Source organism: Paractinoplanes ferrugineus (assembly GCF_016862195.1).
Taxonomy (GTDB): Bacteria; Actinomycetota; Actinomycetes; order Mycobacteriales; family Micromonosporaceae; genus Actinoplanes; species Actinoplanes ferrugineus.
Window position 1 is genome coordinate 50,057 of the sequence record NZ_BOMM01000064.1, and the last position, 16,989, is coordinate 67,045.

General features: G+C 71.8%; 13 protein-coding genes. 5 read left to right on the plus strand and 8 right to left on the minus strand.

All coding sequences use genetic code 11. From position 1 onward, the window contains the following. Window positions 1-239: 239 nt before the first annotated feature. Window positions 240-1,604, plus strand: a complete 1,365-nt coding sequence (locus Afe05nite_RS35215; protein ID WP_203821625.1) for a CE1 family esterase — start codon at window positions 240-242, stop codon at window positions 1,602-1,604. 90 nt (window positions 1,605-1,694) lie between these two features. Here Afe05nite_RS35215 and Afe05nite_RS35220 read toward each other — a convergent pair whose 3' ends face one another. Together Afe05nite_RS35220 and Afe05nite_RS35225 are read right to left on the minus strand one after the other, a co-directional pair. Continuing rightward, complete coding sequence (locus Afe05nite_RS35220; protein WP_307835667.1) at window positions 1,695-3,182, minus strand: cellulase family glycosylhydrolase; 1,488 nt, start codon at window positions 3,180-3,182, stop codon at window positions 1,695-1,697. 166 nt (window positions 3,183-3,348) lie between these two features. Further along, complete coding sequence (locus Afe05nite_RS35225) at window positions 3,349-4,527, minus strand: ROK family transcriptional regulator (RefSeq protein ID WP_239118435.1); 1,179 nt, start codon at window positions 4,525-4,527, stop codon at window positions 3,349-3,351. A 204-nt stretch (window positions 4,528-4,731) separates the two neighbouring features. Between Afe05nite_RS35225 and Afe05nite_RS35230 the strand changes: the two genes are divergently transcribed. After that, window positions 4,732-5,577 carry a LacI family DNA-binding transcriptional regulator gene (locus Afe05nite_RS35230; protein WP_203821627.1) on the plus strand — a complete coding sequence of 282 codons (846 nt, stop codon included), beginning with the start codon at window positions 4,732-4,734 and terminating at the stop codon, window positions 5,575-5,577. A gap of 72 nt (window positions 5,578-5,649) precedes the next feature. Here the strand turns inward: Afe05nite_RS35230 and Afe05nite_RS35235 are convergent, their stop codons facing one another. Both Afe05nite_RS35235 and Afe05nite_RS35240 read right to left on the minus strand, forming a co-directional pair. Further along, window positions 5,650-7,497, minus strand: a complete 1,848-nt coding sequence (locus Afe05nite_RS35235) for a DUF1996 domain-containing protein (RefSeq protein WP_203821628.1) — start codon at window positions 7,495-7,497, stop codon at window positions 5,650-5,652. Between the two features lie 58 nt (window positions 7,498-7,555). Then, window positions 7,556-8,815 (minus strand): lactonase family protein, encoded by a 1,260-nt coding sequence (locus tag Afe05nite_RS35240; protein WP_203821629.1) that lies wholly within the window; start codon window positions 8,813-8,815, stop codon window positions 7,556-7,558. 181 nt (window positions 8,816-8,996) lie between these two features. On the opposite strand from Afe05nite_RS35240, the gene Afe05nite_RS44710 reads away from it, so the two are divergent. The 3 genes from Afe05nite_RS44710 (at window position 8,997) to Afe05nite_RS35255 (ending at window position 13,394) form a co-directional block, all read left to right on the plus strand. Then, on the plus strand, window positions 8,997-10,562 hold the full coding sequence (locus tag Afe05nite_RS44710) for a GAF domain-containing protein (RefSeq protein WP_203821630.1): 1,566 nt from the start codon (window positions 8,997-8,999) through the stop codon (window positions 10,560-10,562). Window positions 10,563-10,600: 38 nt separating this feature from the next. Continuing rightward, window positions 10,601-11,464, plus strand: coding sequence for a TIGR03620 family F420-dependent LLM class oxidoreductase (locus Afe05nite_RS35250; RefSeq protein ID WP_203821631.1), 864 nt, complete (start codon window positions 10,601-10,603; stop codon window positions 11,462-11,464). Between the two features lie 310 nt (window positions 11,465-11,774). Continuing rightward, window positions 11,775-13,394 carry a glycoside hydrolase family 27 protein gene (locus tag Afe05nite_RS35255; RefSeq protein ID WP_239118436.1) on the plus strand — a complete coding sequence of 540 codons (1,620 nt, stop codon included), beginning with the start codon at window positions 11,775-11,777 and terminating at the stop codon, window positions 13,392-13,394. A 146-nt stretch (window positions 13,395-13,540) separates the two neighbouring features. Here the strand turns inward: Afe05nite_RS35255 and Afe05nite_RS35260 are convergent, their stop codons facing one another. From Afe05nite_RS35260 to Afe05nite_RS35275, 4 genes are read right to left on the minus strand one after another with little or no spacing between them, the layout of a single operon-like run. Next, window positions 13,541-14,722, minus strand: a complete 1,182-nt coding sequence (locus Afe05nite_RS35260; RefSeq protein WP_203821632.1) for an ABC transporter permease — start codon at window positions 14,720-14,722, stop codon at window positions 13,541-13,543. Further along, a complete protein-coding gene (locus Afe05nite_RS35265; RefSeq protein ID WP_203821633.1) occupies window positions 14,719-15,381 on the minus strand; it encodes an ABC transporter ATP-binding protein in 663 nt (220 codons plus the stop codon). Before Afe05nite_RS35265 ends, Afe05nite_RS35260 begins: the two co-directional genes overlap by 4 nt. Next, window positions 15,378-16,418 carry a peptidoglycan-binding protein gene (locus Afe05nite_RS35270; RefSeq protein WP_203821634.1) on the minus strand — a complete coding sequence of 347 codons (1,041 nt, stop codon included), beginning with the start codon at window positions 16,416-16,418 and terminating at the stop codon, window positions 15,378-15,380. Before Afe05nite_RS35270 ends, Afe05nite_RS35265 begins: the two co-directional genes overlap by 4 nt. Further along, window positions 16,405-16,941 carry a hypothetical protein gene (locus Afe05nite_RS35275; protein WP_203821635.1) on the minus strand — a complete coding sequence of 179 codons (537 nt, stop codon included), beginning with the start codon at window positions 16,939-16,941 and terminating at the stop codon, window positions 16,405-16,407. The genes Afe05nite_RS35270 and Afe05nite_RS35275 overlap by 14 nt, the downstream gene beginning before the upstream one ends. Window positions 16,942-16,989: the final 48 nt, after the last annotated feature.

Sequence of the window (16,989 nt, forward strand, 5' to 3'; positions counted from 1 at the left end):
ATAGTTAGCCGTACGATTGTTTCGCGCGCTCATAACGCTTTTTCATTGCGTTTTTCGTGCGTCTGCAGCATCGAGCAGCAATCCCATTGTTCTGTGGACACGGCGGTAAAACACGCAACATTCGCGGTCGATGCATCAATCGATGACCATCACTTGACATGGTTGTTTCCGCCGCTTTACGGTCCGCCGAACCGCTCCGGTCACGCGCAACGCCTGACCGAAACCATTGGAGACTCTCGATGCGCCTGTCAGCACTTCCCCCGGCGGCCAGGCCGCGGCCACGTTCCCGCCCCCGCGCCGTCGCCACCGCGGTATCGCTGGTCCTGGCCCTCGTCGGCGCGACGCTCACCGGGCTCACGTTCGGCGCCTCGTCACCCGCCTTCGCCGCCACCACCGCCGGCTGCGGCAAGGCGCCCACGCTGACCAGCGGCGCGCGCACGCTGCAGAGCGGCGGGCAGAACCGGTCCTACATCCTGCGGATCCCGAACGGCTACGACCGGAACCGCCCGTACCGGCTGTTCTTCGGATTCCACTGGAACGGCGGCACGGCCAACGACGTGGACTCCGGCGGCTCCGACGGGGCCGTCTGGTCGTACTACGGGCAGCGGCAACTGGCCGGCGACAGCGCGATCTTCGTCGCGCCCCAGGGCAACGGCAACGGCTGGGCCAATCCGAACGGCCAGGACACCGCATTCGTCGACGACATGATCCGGGTGATCGAGAACGACCTGTGCGTCGACACCACCCAGTTGTTCGCCCTCGGCTTCAGTTACGGCGGCGGGATGAGCTATGCGCTGGCGTGCGCCCGGGCCAACGTCTTCCGTGCGGTCGCGGTCTATTCCGGCGGGCAGCTCAGCGGGTGCGGCGGCGGTGCTCAGCCGATCGCGTACATGGGTGTCCACGGCATCGGCGACCCGGTGCTCAACATCTCGGCGGGCCGGTCCCTGCGCGACACGTTCGTGCGCGCCAACGGCTGCACCGCGCAGAGCCCACCGGAGCCGAGGCAGGGCAGCCTCACCCACATCGTCACCACGTACTCCGGATGTCGCGCCGGATATCCGGTGGTCTGGGCCGCGTTCGACGGCGGGCACACCCCCGGCCCGGTGGACGGCGGCGGTGACAGCGGCGCTCGCACCTGGACCAAGAACGAGGTGTGGAAGTTCTTCAGCCAGTTCGCCGGCAGCACCCCGACCTCCGGGCCGACGTCCGGCCCGACCTCCGGGCCGACCTCCGGGCCCACGTCCGGCCCGACCTCCGCACCGCCCACGACCCCGCCGGCGGGCACCGCGGGCTGCCGGGTGACGGCGACGGTGAACGGCTGGAACAGCGGCCTGACCGAGAACCTGACCATCACCAACACCGGGAGCACGGCCCTCAACGGCTGGGCCCTGACCTTCACCCTGCCGGCCGGGCAGGCGATCACCAGCGCCTGGAACGCCTCCTACACCCCGGCGTCGGGCCAGGTGACGGCCCGTAACGTCGCCTACAACGCCGCACTGGCCCCGAACGCGTCGGTCAGCATCGGCTTCCAGGCCACCCACACCGGCAACGCGGCGGCCCCGGCCGCGTTCGCGCTCAACGGCGCGGCCTGCGCCACAGCCTGACGACACCCGAGCGCCGGAAACGGCACAGGGCCCGGAGCGTACGGCTCCGGGCCCTGGACGGGTGACGTGGGTGTCGCCACCGATCAGGTGTTACGGGTTGACGGTGAGCAGGTGGGCCTTGAAGGCGGAACCGAAGGTCTCGGTCGGCGTCCCGTTCCAGTCGAGGATCAGGTCGTTACCGCTGGAGCCGCAGACGCCCCACGGGTTCCAGGTCCACGCGAGGTAGCCCACGCCGTTCTGATCCGCCCAGTTCATGACCTTGTCGATGTAGTCGTGCGCACAGGTGTCCTGGCCGATCTCGCCGGCCACGACCGGCACCTTGGCGGCCACCGCCCCGATGGTCCGGTCCCAGCACGCGGTGTCGACGCAGCCGTTGAAGTTGTACGTGTGCCACGACGCCATCAGGTTGCCGGTCGGGTCGACCGGCTTGTAGGCCAGCCACTGCGACAGGTCGTTGGTCCAGGTCAGGCCGGCGCTCATGACCACGTTCGTGGCCCCGGTCGCGCGGACCGCGTCGAGCAGGTCCTGCATGCCGGCGACCTCGTAGGTGATGCCGGTGCAGGTGCCGCCGTCCCGCAGGCAGGTCCACTCGGCGGCGGGGTTGGCCCAGTTGTCGGGACCGTCCGGCCAGGGCTCGTTGAACAGGTCGAAGATCACCGCGTTGTTGCCCTTGAACATGGTGGCCACGCCGGTCCAGAACTGCGGCGCGTACTGCATGTCGGGCATCGGCTTCTGGCAGGTGGCGGCGACGTCCGCGCAGGCGGAGATGTTGCCGGTGTACTGCCCGTGGGTCCAGTGCAGGTCGATGATCGGCGTGATCCCGTTGGCGACGAGCGCGTCGGCGTAGGCCTTGACCTCCTTCTGGTAGGCGGGCCCGCTGGGCGAGCCGCCGAGGCCGAGCCAGCAGTCCTCGTTGAGCGGGATGCGCACCACGTGGATGTTCCACGCCTTCATGGCGTCGATCCCGGCCTGGTCGACCGGGCTGCCGTCCCACATGCCCTTGCCCTGGATGCAGGCGAACTCGCCGCTGGAGCGGTTGACGCCGAGCAGCCGGTAGGTCTTGCCGGCCGAGGTGACCAGCTTGTTGCCGGCGACGTGCAGCTGCGGGGCGGCACCACCGGTCGGCGGGGTCGTCGGCGGCGTGGTGGGCGGGGTCGTCGGTGCGGTGGTCGGCGGCGTGGTGGGCGGGGAGGTCGGCAGCGTGCTCGGCGGCTGGGTCGGCGGGGTGGTGATGCCGCCGGTGCACCGGATGCCGTTGACGCTGAACGAGGCCGGGATCGGGTTGGCGCCGGACCAGTCGGCCAGGAAGCCGAGCGAGGACACGGTGCCGCCGGTGGCGACGGCTCCGTTGTAGGACAGGCTGGCCGCGGTGACGTGGGCGCCGGCCTGGGTCCAGGCGGCGTTCCAGCCCTGGGTCACCTTCTGTGCCGTGTTCGGGAAGTCGAATTCCAGTTTCCAGCTGGTCAGCGGATCACCCAGGTTGGTGAAGCTGACACTGCCCTGGAATCCGCCCTGCCATTGGCTGGTCACGGTGTAGCTGGCGGAACAGCCGGTGGTGGCGGCCGATGCGGTGGACACCGCCACGGTACCTGCGACTAACAGGCCGGCCGCCGCGGTTGCCACGAGGGCAACGCGGTGTTTCATGAGGTTCTCCTCCTCTGGGGACAGCGACTTGGGAGCGCTCCCATCAGAGTCCGGCATCTTTCTTAGTTAAGTCAAGATATTGATGGTCGCGAGCCCGGACTCAGCCGCGCATCGCCGACTGCAGGACGAGCGCGGCGGCCCCGGTCGCCGAAGCGGTGGCGGCGGCCAGGGACACCGTGACCGACACGGACCGGTGCCACGTGCGCGCGTCCGCCGCGGCCAGCCGGGCGCTGATCGCCGGCCCGTAGACGAACGAGGCGGCGGCGAAGCCCGGCCCGGTGAGCACGAGCAGATCCACGTCGACCAGGTTGACCAGCGACTCGGCGGCGGCGGCCAGATAGCGCGCCGACTCCTCGAGCAGGGCGCGGCAGGCGGGCGCACCGGCCCGGGCCGCCCGGGCGACGGCGGCGAACTCGGCGGTCGTGCTGCGCCGGGCGCTCGCGTCCAGCGCCGCCTCGTCGGCCGCGGCCGGATCGGCCAGGGCGGCCTCGACCACCACCTGCGGGCCGGCCAGAGCCTCCAGGCAACCGCGGCTGCCGCACCAGCACGGCGGCCCGTCGATCTGCAGGCAGAGGTGCCCGAACTCGCCGGCGTTGGCGTGCCGGCCCCGCAGCGCCACGCCGTCGAGCACGATGCCGGCGCCGATGCCGCCGCCCATGTAGAGCGCGGCGAACGAGCGGGCCGCCGCCACCCGTGCCACCCAGTACTCCCCCACCGCGGCGGCGGTGGCGTCGTTCTCCAGCAGCACCGGCCAGCCGGTCGCCTCGGCGAGGCGCCTGTCGAGGTGCTCTCCGTAGCGGCCCCAGCCGGGTGAGATGCCGGGCCGTACCCGCGGACCGGCCCAGACCAGGCCGATGCCGAGGCAGCGGGCGCGGTCGATGCCGGAGCCGTCGACCAGGCCGCCGATGTCGGCGACCAGGCGGCGCACGATGGCGTCGGCATCGAGACCGGCCAGGGTGGGCCGGGTCATCCGGGAGATGATCCCGCCGGTCTGCCCGGTCAGCACATAGGTGGTGCCGTCGTCGTCCAGGTGCGCGCCGACGGCGATCCGGGCGGCCGGGTCGAGGCGCAGCATCGTGCGCGGCTTGCCCCCGGTCGGGGTGCGGCCGGTCTCGACCACGAGCCCCTCGTCGAGCAGCCGGCGCACGGTGGTGGAGACGGAGGCCTCGGTGAGTCCGGTCATCGCGGACAGCTCCACCCGGCTCAGCGGCTCGGCGGCCCGGATCGCGTCCAGGATGGCCGCGCGGGCGCCGTTGCGGCGGCCCCGGCCACCGTTCACGCTGCCGCCTCCGCGTCACCGGCGACCGGGCTCGGCCGGAACGTGCCGCCCGTCGTCCGCGCGCCGTTGACGACTTCGTTCATCTGCCTAAGATATTGGATCGACGGCCATCGGTGAATGCCCCGCTCGAGGTGGAGCCGCGACGACAGGAGCGGTCCCCGTGCCCGAGACGACAACCCCCGCCGCGCCGGCGGTGACCCGCTGATGTCGGGCACCATCGGACTCGTCCTCACCGCCACCCTCGCACCACGGGTCGGTGTCGAGCCGTTCTTCATCGACCTGGTCGCCGGCCTCGAGGACGTGCTGATGCCGGCCGGTGGCATGGTGCTCCTGCTGGTCGTCGAGGACACCGCCGAGGAGCTGGCCACCTACGAACGCTGGGCGGCCGACCGGACCGTCGACGCGGTGGTCGTGGTCAACCTCGTGCACGGTGACGCCCGCCCGGCCCGGCTGGTCGCCCTGGGCCTGCCCGCCGTCCTCGCCGGCCGCTGCCCCGGGCCGGCCGGGCTGAGCAGCGTGGTCGCCGACAACGCGGGCGCGATCCGGGCCGCGATGAAGCTGCTCGCCGGGCTCGGCCACCACACCATCGGCCGGGTCAGCGGACCCGCCGCGCTGCTGCACACCGCCGAGCGTACGGCCGAGATGCGCGCCTGCGCGCAACGGCTGCGCGTCGGCGTGCGCATCGTCGAGGCCGATTACAGCGCCGAGGCCGGCGTCCGCGCCGCCCGCCGGCTGCTCGCCGGCCCCGAGCCGCTCACCGCGATCGTCTTCGACAACGACGTGATGGCGGTAGCCGCCGAGGAGGATCTGGTGCGCTCCGGCGTGGCCGTGCCGGACCAGGTCAGCCTGCTCGCGGGGGACGACTCGACGCTGTGTGAGCTGGCGATGCCGCCGCTGTCGGCGATGAGCATCGACGTGCACGAACACGGCGTCACGCTCGGCCGGGCCGTGCTGGACGTGCTCGACGGCGAACCGCACCGCGTCTATCCCGGCCCGCCGATCCAGGTCCGTCTGCGGGCCAGCACCGGCCCGGCCCCGTCCGCCGGCTGACCGATCGGCCGACGCGGGGTGGCCCGCCGCGTCCTCGGGGACACGGCGGGCCACCCCGCGGACGCGGTGCGCTCAGGCGCAGTTCTTGCCCTTGTTGAGGCAGGCGGCGATGCGCTGCATGGTCTGGACGGAGTTGACGTTGACGAAGTCGTTGTGATCGGAGAACGGGTTGTGGTTCTCCTCCGGGAAGGAGTCCAGCGCGTACTGTCCCTTGGCCTGCACGTCCTGCGGGATGTCGTAGGAGATGGTGATGCGCAGCTGCGGGATGGCGACGAAGCCCGACTGGCAGGCGCCGGTCTTCTTGTCGGCGAAGGCCAGGTGGGCGCGGTGGTTGGCGCTGTCGGTGTTCTTGCCGTCCCAGCAGCCCGGGAAGTCCTGCACCCGCTGGACCTGGCTGCCTTGCGGGCAGATCGGGTATTTGTCGGAGAGCCGGTCGGTGAAGCCGGAACAGGTCCAGGTGGCGCGGGCGTTGGCCGGGCCGCGGCTGGTGGGCTTGGCGTCCCCGGTCAGCGCGCGCAGGAACTTCGGCATGGGGACGACCTTGCTGGTGGCGTTGCCCCGGTACTCGATGAGCACCTTCGCGGGACGGACGATCCCGCCGGTGTTGTTGGGCAGCTCCAGGTTGGGGCCCTGCGGGTCGGGCAGCGCGGTGCCGCTCGGTGCGGGTGTCGCGCCGCCACCGTTCTGGCCGCCACCGTTCTGCCCGCCACCGTTCTGCCCGCCACCGTTCTGGCCGCCACCGTTCTGGCCGCCACCGTTCTGGCCGCCACCGTTCTGGGCGTTGCCGTCGACGGTGCAGGCGGCCAATTTCGCCAGGCCCTGCGGTCGGGGGCCGGTGCGGCCGATCGCGATGGCGATCCGGTCGAGGACGGCGGTGCGCTTGGCCTTCAGCGGACCGAGAATGGCGTTGTCGACGAAGTCGGGGCCGCCCTGGCCGCGGGTGGTGACCAGGCGCTGGTTGGCCTCGGAGATCTGCCGGTCCAGTTCGGCGAGGCTCCGATTGACCTCGTCGAGCGCCGACGAGGGCACCCCGGGCAGGTTCGCCCGGACGCCGGGGCACCGCACGCTCGGGTTGGCCACCGAGCCGGCCTTGGTGGACGCGGTGTGGCCGCTGTGCGTGCCGGCGTGGATCCCGTCGTAGCTGACGTCGCACTCGGTGAGCGACACCATGCTCGCGGGCTGACGACCACCGGCGGCCCGGATCATGTCACCGATCTGCGAGATGGCGGCCGCCCGCCGGGTTCGCAGCCCGTCGAGCACCTGGTTGTTGAGCCGCACGTCGACCCCGCGGGTGGCCAGCACCCGCCGGCCCGCCGACACGGTCAGCTGGTCCAGGTCGGCGAGCAACCGGTCGACCTTCGCCTTGGCGGCCGCCGGAACGGCCGGGAGCCGGTCGCGGACCGACGGGCAGACCACCGTTCCGGACGTGGTGGACAGCGCCTGCTGAACCGAGTTGTCCCCGGCCCGCACCGAGCGGTCGATCCGCACCACCGGCCAGAAGTAGGACGACTTGTCGCCGTTGCGGCAGGTGGTTCCGGACGCGTCGAGGTCGGCGTCGGAGGAGTTGGCGGTGATGGCCAGGTTCCCGACGAAGTCGTGGACGTGCTCGGCACCGTTCTTGATGCCCGGCTGAGCGACCGGGTTGTCCGGGCTGAACTTGCCGTTGCCGTTCGTGCCGCAGTTCACGAAGAACCGGCCGCGGGAGGCGTCGCGCCCCGGCCGGGGGGTGACGACGTTGGCGGCGACCCGCTGGATGGGCACGAACTGCGAAAGGCTGGTGGCCGCGTCCGCGGTGCCCTTACCGCCGCCCGACACGAAGGTGACGGTCAACACGCCGGCCGCGGCGAGGGCGGTGCCGGCGGCGAGGATTCGGACCAGGGTGGATTTTTTCGGCACCGGACGCCGGTATCGAGCTTTCATTTTCGCACTCCTCCATCAAGGGAACATCGATAGCGACTCGAGCAGTTCAGGACCCGCCTCACCAGGCGACGATGCCCTCCATGCCGGACCCGTTCGCGAACACCGGCAAGCCTTTGTCCAGGGTGGACACCAGGGTCAGGGCGCCGTCGCCGCCGACGCGGAAACCCTCGACGGTTCCGGCCAGCGTGTTCTGGACGTACAGCAATTTGCCGTCGGCCGTGGCGGCCAGGTCGATCGGACCGGCGCCGGGGGCCCGAGCGGCGTCCTTGGCCGCCGCGGCGACCTCCTTGACGGCGGCCGCGCCACCGGCGGCGGCGATCACACCGTCCTTGCCACCGATCGAGACCCGGCCGCCGGCGTCGACGCTGTAGACGCTGAGCGTCGAGCTGCCCGGGTTCGTGCCGTAGAAGAACTTCCCGGCCGGTGCGATCCAGCACAGCACCTGCTGACCCGATTGGACGGACCGGGAGATGACGTCGAGCTTTCCGTCGCGCCGCAGCGAGTACGACGTGACACCGGACTTCGCGGCCTCCGTGACCAGCAGATGCCCACCGCGGTCGAAGACGAACGAGAACGGGACGTCACCGGCCGAGCGGGTCGACACCGACTTGGCGGACAGCCGGCCTTGCCGGTCGACGCCGAACACCTCGATGGTGTTGGCGCTCTTGGTGGTGACCAGCAGGTGCGTGCCGTCGGGGCTGAAGCCGACCTGCGGGGGCGAGGCGGTGAACAGGGGCACCGCGTCGTTGGTGACGCCGAGCTCGCGAGTGGATCGGCTGATCCGGCGCAGGCCGTCGGGGGTGATCCGGAAACCGGTCACGTTCGTCTTGCCGCCCGCGTTGAGCACGTACACGTTCTCCCCGGACACCGCGATGCTGGTGGGGAACTGCCCGCCCGAGGAGACGGTCCGCGGGTCGGTGAGCCGGTCCCCGCGCACCTGGAACGAGGTGACCGAGTTGCTGCCCGCGTTCACCACCAGCATCCGGCGGTGCGCCCGGTCGAAGACCAGCGACTCCTGCGAGGCCAGCGGGTCGAACGGGTTGTCCTTCTGCGCCCCGCCCCGGCCCCCGGTCCGGAACTCACCGGCCGGGCTGAGCTTGCCCTCGGCGGACCGGCGGAAGGCAAGCACCGAGTTGTGCCGCGGGTCGTTCGACTGCACGAACACCATGCCGCCGGCGTCGCGCCCGGCACCGGCCGGCCGGCCGTGGCCGGGAGTCTTGTGGCCGGGGGTCTCGTGGGCGGAGGCGATGCCTGTGGAAACCGCACCTCCGGTGATCAGAACAGCGACAGCGCACAGGACACCGGTTCGCCTACGCATTCCCTACCTCCAGCATGTGAGCAGTGGTCGCCGGGCAGTACGGGGCCTGCCGGGTGCATCGCTCAAGCCCCGGCGGGGCGGTAAGAATTCGGTAATCTCCGGTAACCACCGCCCACCGAGCCGGTCAGGACATATAACTAGGGCAGCCGGGTCAGTCCGCCGAGCGGTGACGGAGGGGGCAATGGGCTTGTTCGGGTCGGGCACCGCAGCCGTGCTCACCGCGGCCCAGAACCAGGTCACCGAGGCCCGGGAGAACGGCGAGGCGATGCTGACGGTGGTCCGCGCCCTCGGCCAGGCGGGCACCGCGGAGCAGGCCCAGAAGGCGGCGCTCGACGCCATCCGGGAGGCGTTCGGCTGGGCTTACGGCTCCTACTGGCGGCTCGACGGCCCCACCCGCACGCTGCGGTTCGCCGTCGAATCCGGGGACGCCGGCCCGGAGTTCCGCGCGGTCACCCTGGCCGCCTCGTTCGCCGAGGGAATCGGGCTGTCCGGGCGCGCCTGGCGGGCCAAGGACCTGGTGTTCGTGCCCGACCTCGGGCAGCTGCACGACTGCGTCCGCGCCCCGGCGGCGATCAACGCCGGCATCCGTAGCGGAGTGAGTTTCCCGCTGACCGACCACGACCGGGTCATCGGCACCATGGACTTCTTCACCAGCGAGACCTTGGACCCGTCGCCGGGCCGGCTCGACACCCTGCGTACCGTCGGCCTGCTCGTCTCGCAGACGGTGGAGCGACTCACCGACGCCGAACGGCAGGCGTCCGCGGCGGCGGACGGCAACGCCGTCACCGCCGTGCTCCGGGCGGTCTTCACCGCCACCAGCGCCGAGGAGGCCGCGCGCAGCGCGCTCGACGCCATCCGGCGGGAGTTCGGGTGGGCGTACGGGTCCTACTGGCACGTCGACGCCCGCGAGAACGCCCTGCGGTTCGTGGTCGAGTCGGGCACCGCGGGCGAGGAGTTCCGCCGGGTGACCGAGCAGGCCAGTTTCGTCGAGGGCGTCGGGCTGGCCGGCCGGACCTGGCGCAAGCGGGATCTGATGTTCGTCCGCGACCTCGGTGAGATGACCGACTGTGTGCGCTCCCCCGCCGCCCAGCGCGCCGGGGTGAAGTCCGGCGTGGGCCTGCCGCTCATCGTGCGCGGCACGGTGCTGGGGACCATGGACTTCTTCACCACCGACGTGCTGGAGGAGCTGTCCGAGAGCCGCGCCACCGCCCTGCGCAACGCGGCCTATCTGGTCGCCGAGTCGATGCATCGCATCGAGGAGGCCAACCGGATCAACGCCGCCGGCGGCGAACTGGTCAGCTCCATCGAAGAGGCCGAACGCAACGTCGTCGCCGCGACCTCGGTGGCGTCCGAGGCGCAGGCGATGACCGTGGACGCCAACGCGTCGGTGCGCCGGCTCGAGGAATCGAGCACGAAGATCGGCGACGTGGTGAAGGTGATCACCAGCATCGCCGAACAGACGAACCTGCTCGCGCTCAACGCCACCATCGAGTCGGCCCGCGCGGGTGAGCTGGGCAAGGGGTTCGCGGTGGTGGCCGGCGAGGTCAAGGAGCTCGCGCAGAGCACCGCCCGCGCGACCGAGGACGTCGGCACGCTGGTCAGCGCGATTCAGACGGACGCCGGGACCGTGGTGCAGGCGCTGGCGGGCATCGGTGACATCGTCGATCGCATCAACGAGACGCAGACCATGATCAGCGGTGCGCTCACCGAGCAGGCCGCGGTGACCAGGGACATCGTCCAGACGTAGAGCCGGGGGTTCCCGCCGGACGGTCGTACTGTTCGGATATGACTCAGCGACTCGTCAGCGTCTGGCAACCGTACTTTCTCGGCGCCCCCAGCTCGAGCGCGGCCGTCGACGCCGCGACCGAGCTGGAAGAGCTCGGCTACTCCCGGATCTGGTTCTCGGCCGGTTTCGGCGAGAACCTCCCGGCGCGCTTCGGGGAACTGCTGGCCGGGACCCGGCGCATCGGCGTCGCCTCGGGAATCGCGACCATCTGGCACACCTCGCCGGCCGAGCTGGCGGCGTTCGCCGCAGCCGCGGCGAACGCCCACCCGGGGCGGTTCCTGCTCGGTCTCGGCACCAGCCACGCCGCGCTCGTCGACGGCGATCACACCCGGTACCGCAGGCCGTACTCGAAGATGGTCGAATACCTCGACGCGCTCGACGCCGCCGGGCTCCCCACCGAACGCCGCGTCCTGGCCGCCCTCGGCCCCCGCATGCTGGAGCTCGCCCGGGACCGGTCGGCCGGCGCCCACCCCTACTTCACCACCGCCGAGCACACCGCCGAGGCCCGCCCGGCCCTCGGGCCCGGCCGGCTGCTCGCCCCCGAGGTCGCGGTGGTCCTGGAAGCGGAGGCCACCCGCGCCCGGGCCGTCGCCCGGCAGTACACCGCCGGCTACCTCAAGCTGCCGAACTACACCAACAACCTGCGCCGGTTCGGCTGGACCGACGAGGATCTCGCCGGCGGCGGCAGCGACCGGCTGGTCGACGCGGTCATCCCCTGGGGTACGCCGGAGCAGGTCGCCGCCGGCATCGAGAAGCACTACCGGGCGGGCGCCGACGAGGTGGCGATCCAGGTGCTCAACGGCGGCGACCACACCTCGTTCCCGGCCGACGCGTTCCGGGCGCTCGCCGCCATCCTGCTCTGATCCGGGTCGTCGTCCGAGATCAGCTCGGTGAGGGCGATGAACAGCGACACCGCCGGGCTCAACGTCCGGATCCTGCGCACCGGGATCGCGTCGCGATGGTGTCCGCGCACCATCGGCCGGCCCCGGTCGGCAGCGCTCAGCCCGGCCCCGGTAATTCGGCATTCATCGAATCAACCGGGAAACGTTACGCGATGCGGCAGCAATCACATTGTCACCCTTGAATGCCTTGCAACATTCTGGCAATCTCGCGACATCGGTTGTTAACGTTCTCAACCGCACCGCAGCTGAGCCCCGTAAGGGGGATGAACAGATGCCCATGTCACGCCACAGCGGTTTCCGCCGCCGGCTCACCCGGTTCATCGTGCTCGTGCTGGCCGTCGGCGTCACCGGCGTGGGTCTCGGCCTGCGCACCGCCGAACCGGCCCAGGCGCTGGCCAACAACCTCGCCCTGACCCCGCCGATGGGCTGGAACGACTGGAACGCCTACGGCTGCAACGTGTCCGAGACGCTGGTCAAGCAGACCGCCGACAAGATCGTGTCGAGCGGGCTGGCCGCGGCCGGCTACCAGTACGTCAACATCGACGACTGCTGGATGCAGCACAGCCGGGACAGCTCCGGCAACCTGCAGCCCGACTACGGCAAATTCCCCGACGGCATCTCCGGTACGGCGGCGTACGTCCACGCCAAAGGCTTGAAGCTGGGCATCTACGAGGATGCCGGCACCTCCACCTGCGCCGGCTACCCGGGCAGCCTCGGCCATGAGGCGCAGGACGCGCGGTCCTTCGCCGCGTGGGGCGTCGACTACCTGAAGTACGACAACTGCTACAACAACGGCAGCAGCACCACCCAGCAGTACATCGCCCGGTACTCGGCGATGCGGGACGCGCTGGCCGCCACCGGCCGCCCGATCGTCTACAGCATCTGTGAATGGGGCGTCAACGCGCCCTGGACCTGGGCCGCCCCGGTCGGCAACCTGTGGCGCACGACCGGCGACATCCAGAACAACTACAACAGCATGCTCTCGATCTTCCACCAGAACGTCGGCCTGGCCGCGTACGCCGGCCCCGGCCAGTGGAACGACCCGGACATGCTCGAGGTCGGCAACGGCATGTCGGCCACCGAGGACCGCGCCCACTTCAGTCTCTGGGCCGAGATGGCCGCCCCGCTGCTGGCCGGCAACAACCTGGTCAACGCCAGCGCCACCACACTGTCCATCCTGGGCAACAAGGCGGTGATCGCGGTCGACCAGGACTCGGCGGGCAAGCAGGGCCGGCTGGTCAGCTCCGCCGGCGGCCTCGACGTGCTGGCCAAACCGCTGGCCAACGGCGACGTCGCGGTGGTGCTGTTCAACGAGGGCGCCTCGACCGCGACCATCAGCACCACGGCGGCGGCCATCGGCAAGAGCGGCGCCACCGCCTACACCCTCACCGACCTGTGGGCCAACACCACGAGCACGACCGGCGGCGCGATCAGCTCCTCGGTCCCGGGCCACGGCGTCGTGATGTACCGGGTGTCCGGCGGGACGACGAGCGACCCGGGCGGCGGCACGACGACGACCACGATCCGCGGGGTGGGCTCGAACCGCTGCCTGGACGACCCGAACAGCAACACCGCCAACGGCACCCTGCCGGTCATCTGGGACTGCAACGGCGGCACCAACCAGCTGTGGACCCGCAGCGGCAACCAGCTGCAGGTGCTCGGCAAGTGCCTGGACGCGTACAACAACCAGACCACGGCCGGCACCAAGGTGGAGATCTGGGACTGCAACGGCCAGACCAACCAGCAGTGGACCCTGAACGCCAGTGGCACCATCACCGGTGTCCAGTCCGGGCTCTGCCTCGAGGTGACCGGCGGCGGCATCGCCAACAACACCACGGTCCGGCTGTGGACCTGCACCGGGGCTGCCAACCAGCGGTGGACCTGGTCCTGACCGGCACGGCGAGCCCGCTCGCCGGCCGGCGAGGATGCGAAGCCGGGGCCCGGCCTCACCTCGTTCTGGCTGAGGATCGCAGTCCGCACTCGACGCCGCCCACCTGTCCTGACCCGCCGCGATCGCGGGCCCCGTCCGGGCAAGGCTCAGACGGCGGCCAGCGCTTCGGTCGGGGTGAGCCGGGCCGCCCGGACCGCCGGGTAGACGCCGGCCAGCACGCCGGCCGCCAGCGCCCCGGACACCCCGCCGGCCACCGGGCCGAGCGGGATCACCAGCGGCCACTGCTGCCAGGCGGTGTAGCCGGCGGTGACGACGATGCCGGCGGCCGCGCCGGCCCCGCCACCCAGGGCCGACAGCAGCACCGACTCGGCCAGGAACTGGGCACGGATGTGGCTGCGGCGGGCGCCCAGGGCACGCCGCAGGCCGATCTCGCGGCGGCGTTCCAGCACCGAGAGCACCATGGTGTTGGCCACCCCGACCGCGCCGACCAGCAGCGACACCCCGGCCAGGGCGAACAGCAGGGCACCGAACGTCCGGGCGCCCTCGCGTTTGGCGGCCAGCGCGTCCGACGGCCGGCTGACCTGCACCAGGCCGGGCAACTGGGGGAACACGGTGGCGGGCAGGATCGCCCGGACGTCGTCGAGGGTGTCCTCGCGGGCCCGGACGTACAGCACCGTGGGGTGGCCGTCGAAGCCCAGCAGCACGCGGGCGGTGTCCCAGCCGACCAGGACCGCCTGATCGAGCTCGGGGGCCAGCGGCGCCGGCGCCATGATGCCGCCGACGCTGAACCAGCGGTTGCCGATCGACACGCGGGCGGCCGGTGCGCCCGGCGGGGGCAGGCGGTCGTAGCCGAGGCGCGCGGCCGCCTCGTAGCCGAGGATCGCCACCGGGAAGCGGGCGGTGACCGCCGTGAGGAAGGAGCCGGAGCTCATCGCCGCGCCGGCGGCCGGCAGCAGGCCGGGCCGGGCGGCCAGGACGGTGATGCCGGACCCGTCCTCGGGGTCGATCAGGTCGGAGCGGCGGACCACCCGGTGGGTGTTGGCGACCGCGCTCACCTGTTCGACCGGGCCGATCCGGCGCACCATGGCGACCGACTCGGCGGGCAGCAGGGTGGGCTGGTCGCCCGCGCTGACCGGCTGCACCCGCAGCAGATTGGTGCCCAGCGCGGCCAGCCGGTCGGCCAGGGCCCGCTGGCCGGCGGCCGGGATGCCGGTCACCACCACCATGGTCGCCACGCCGATCGCGATGCCCAGCGCGGACAGGGCGGCGCGGGCCCGGCGGCCGCGGATGCCGAGCAGACCGAGCCGCAGGACGTCGCCGGGGCTCACGGGACGATCCGCCCGTCGCGCAGGGTGATCCGGCGGGGCAGGCGGTCGGCGATGCCCTGGTCGTGGGTGATCACCGCGATGGTGGCCCGCTCGGTGCGGTTGAGCTCGACGAGCAGGTCCAACACGGCTTCCCCGGTCGCGGTGTCCAGGGCCCCGGTCGGCTCGTCGGCGAGCACCAGGGCCGGGCTGTGCACGAGGGCGCGGGCGATGGCGACCCGCTGCTTCTCGCCGCCGGAGAGCTGCTGCGGGCGGTGCCCGACCCGGTGGCCGAGGCCGACCCGCTCCAGTGCGGCCACCGCCAGCGGCCGCCGGTCGCGCCGGGCGACGCCGGTGTAGAGCAGAGCGATGGCCACGTTGTCGGCCGCGCTGAGCGCGTCGAGCAGGTGGAAGTGCTGGAAGACGAAACCGATGCGGCTGCCGCGCAGGGTGGCCAGCCGGCGGTCGGGCAGGGCCCCGGCCTCGACGCCGTCCACCCGGACCGTGCCGCTGGTCGGCGCGTCGAGCGTACCCATGATGTTGAGCAGGGTGGACTTGCCGGAGCCGGACCGGCCGACGATGCCGATCAGATCGCCGGCGGCGACCGTCAACGACACGTCGTCCAGGGCGGTGAAGCCGCCCGGGTAGGCCTTGGTGACGTTCTCCAGTGCCAGGACGGTCACGAGGTGGTCACCACCGGCATGCCCTCGGTGATCTGGTCGCCGCTGACCTCGACCAGGCCGTCGGCGAACATGCCGGTCGTCACCGGGATCAGCGAGCCGCCCGGCCGCTGCACGGCGTACCCGCCCTCGCGCAGCGCGACCAGCGCCCCCACCGGAACGGTCAGCAGGCCCTTGCGGACCTGGGTGGTGAACCGCACCTGCACCGCGGCGGCGTCGAGTTTCGCGATGTCGGCCGGCCGGGTCAGGCGGATCGACACGTTGATCTTCGGAGCCTCACCGGGCGACCCGTCGGCGACCGCCGACCCGACCGTGCCGACCACGCCGGGGGTGCTGCCCCCGGACGGGAGCGCGACGGTGACGGCCATCCCGGCGCGGACCGTGCCGACGTCGGTGGCCGGCATCGCCACGGTGACCACCTTTCCGGTACCGGTGACCGTGAACAGGTCACCGGCGGCCGGGTCGCCGGGATGGGCGGTGATCGCGGAGACCCGCCCCGGGCCGTCGAGGACGACGGCCCGGGCGGGCGAGACGACCTTGGTGGGAGACGGGATGCCGGCGTCGCGCTGCCATCGGCGTACGCCGTCGAGCAGTGCCGCGTCGAGCACGTCGTTGTCGCGTACCCGGTGCGACGCGTACCCGAGCTGGGCCAGGTTCTCCCGCAGCTCGGCCACGTCCCGGCCGGTCAGGCCGGGCTTGTCGAGGACCCGGAACAGCGGCGTGGTGCCGAACAGGACGAGCACCAGCTGGTCGTCGACCCGGTACAGCGGCTGACCCCGGCGCACCGCGAAGCCGACCGGCGGCAGTTGCGTGACGATGCCCGGTCCGCTGCCGCGCACCGTGACCCCGGCGCCGAACCCGAGCGTGCCCGGCATCGTGCGGCTGTCGGCCAGGTCCCCCCGGGTGACCGCGGTGACGGTGAGCGAGGGTGGCGCCGCGGACGCCGGCTCGGCCGGGTCGCGACCGGCGAGCAGCCGGGTTCCGGCGAAGCCGCCGACGGCGAGCAGGAGCCCGGCGGCCACGACCTTAACCGTTCGCACCGAAGGCCTCCTGGAGGCAGTCCTTCTCGAGCTTGTCCTGATCGGGCACGTGCTGGAAGTCGTCGTCGTAGGTCCACTCGCCGGGCTCGGTGACATGGACCTTGAGGCCGTGCTTGCGCAGGCACCGCACGTTGTCCTGCCACTGCTCGGGGAACTTCGGGTTGGTGTCGGGGTCGAGCTCCTTCGGCTGCAGAGGGAGCTTGATCGCGCAGGCGGTGTAGGCCGACTTGGGTTCACCGCTGTCGTCGATGCGGCGCCCGTCGGGCCGGTCGACCAGCACCTGCACGCCGTGCCCGACGAGGCAGTCGTCGTAGGCGGTGTAGAGCCGCTTCTGCTCCTCGTCGCTCATGTCGAGCCGCAACTGCGGCCGCTGCGGGCCGGCCTGGGTGGTGGACGGCCCGGCCGGGACCGGCTTGCCGGCGGCCGGGCTCGCGACGGTGGCGACCTCGGACCTCGCCGGGGCCGGTTCCGAGCACCCGCTCAAAACCATCAGTCCGGCCGCCACCAGCATCATTTTTCGCATGGCCGACACCGTGCCGGGGACTTTTATGGAAGCTGTCAGGAAGCCGTG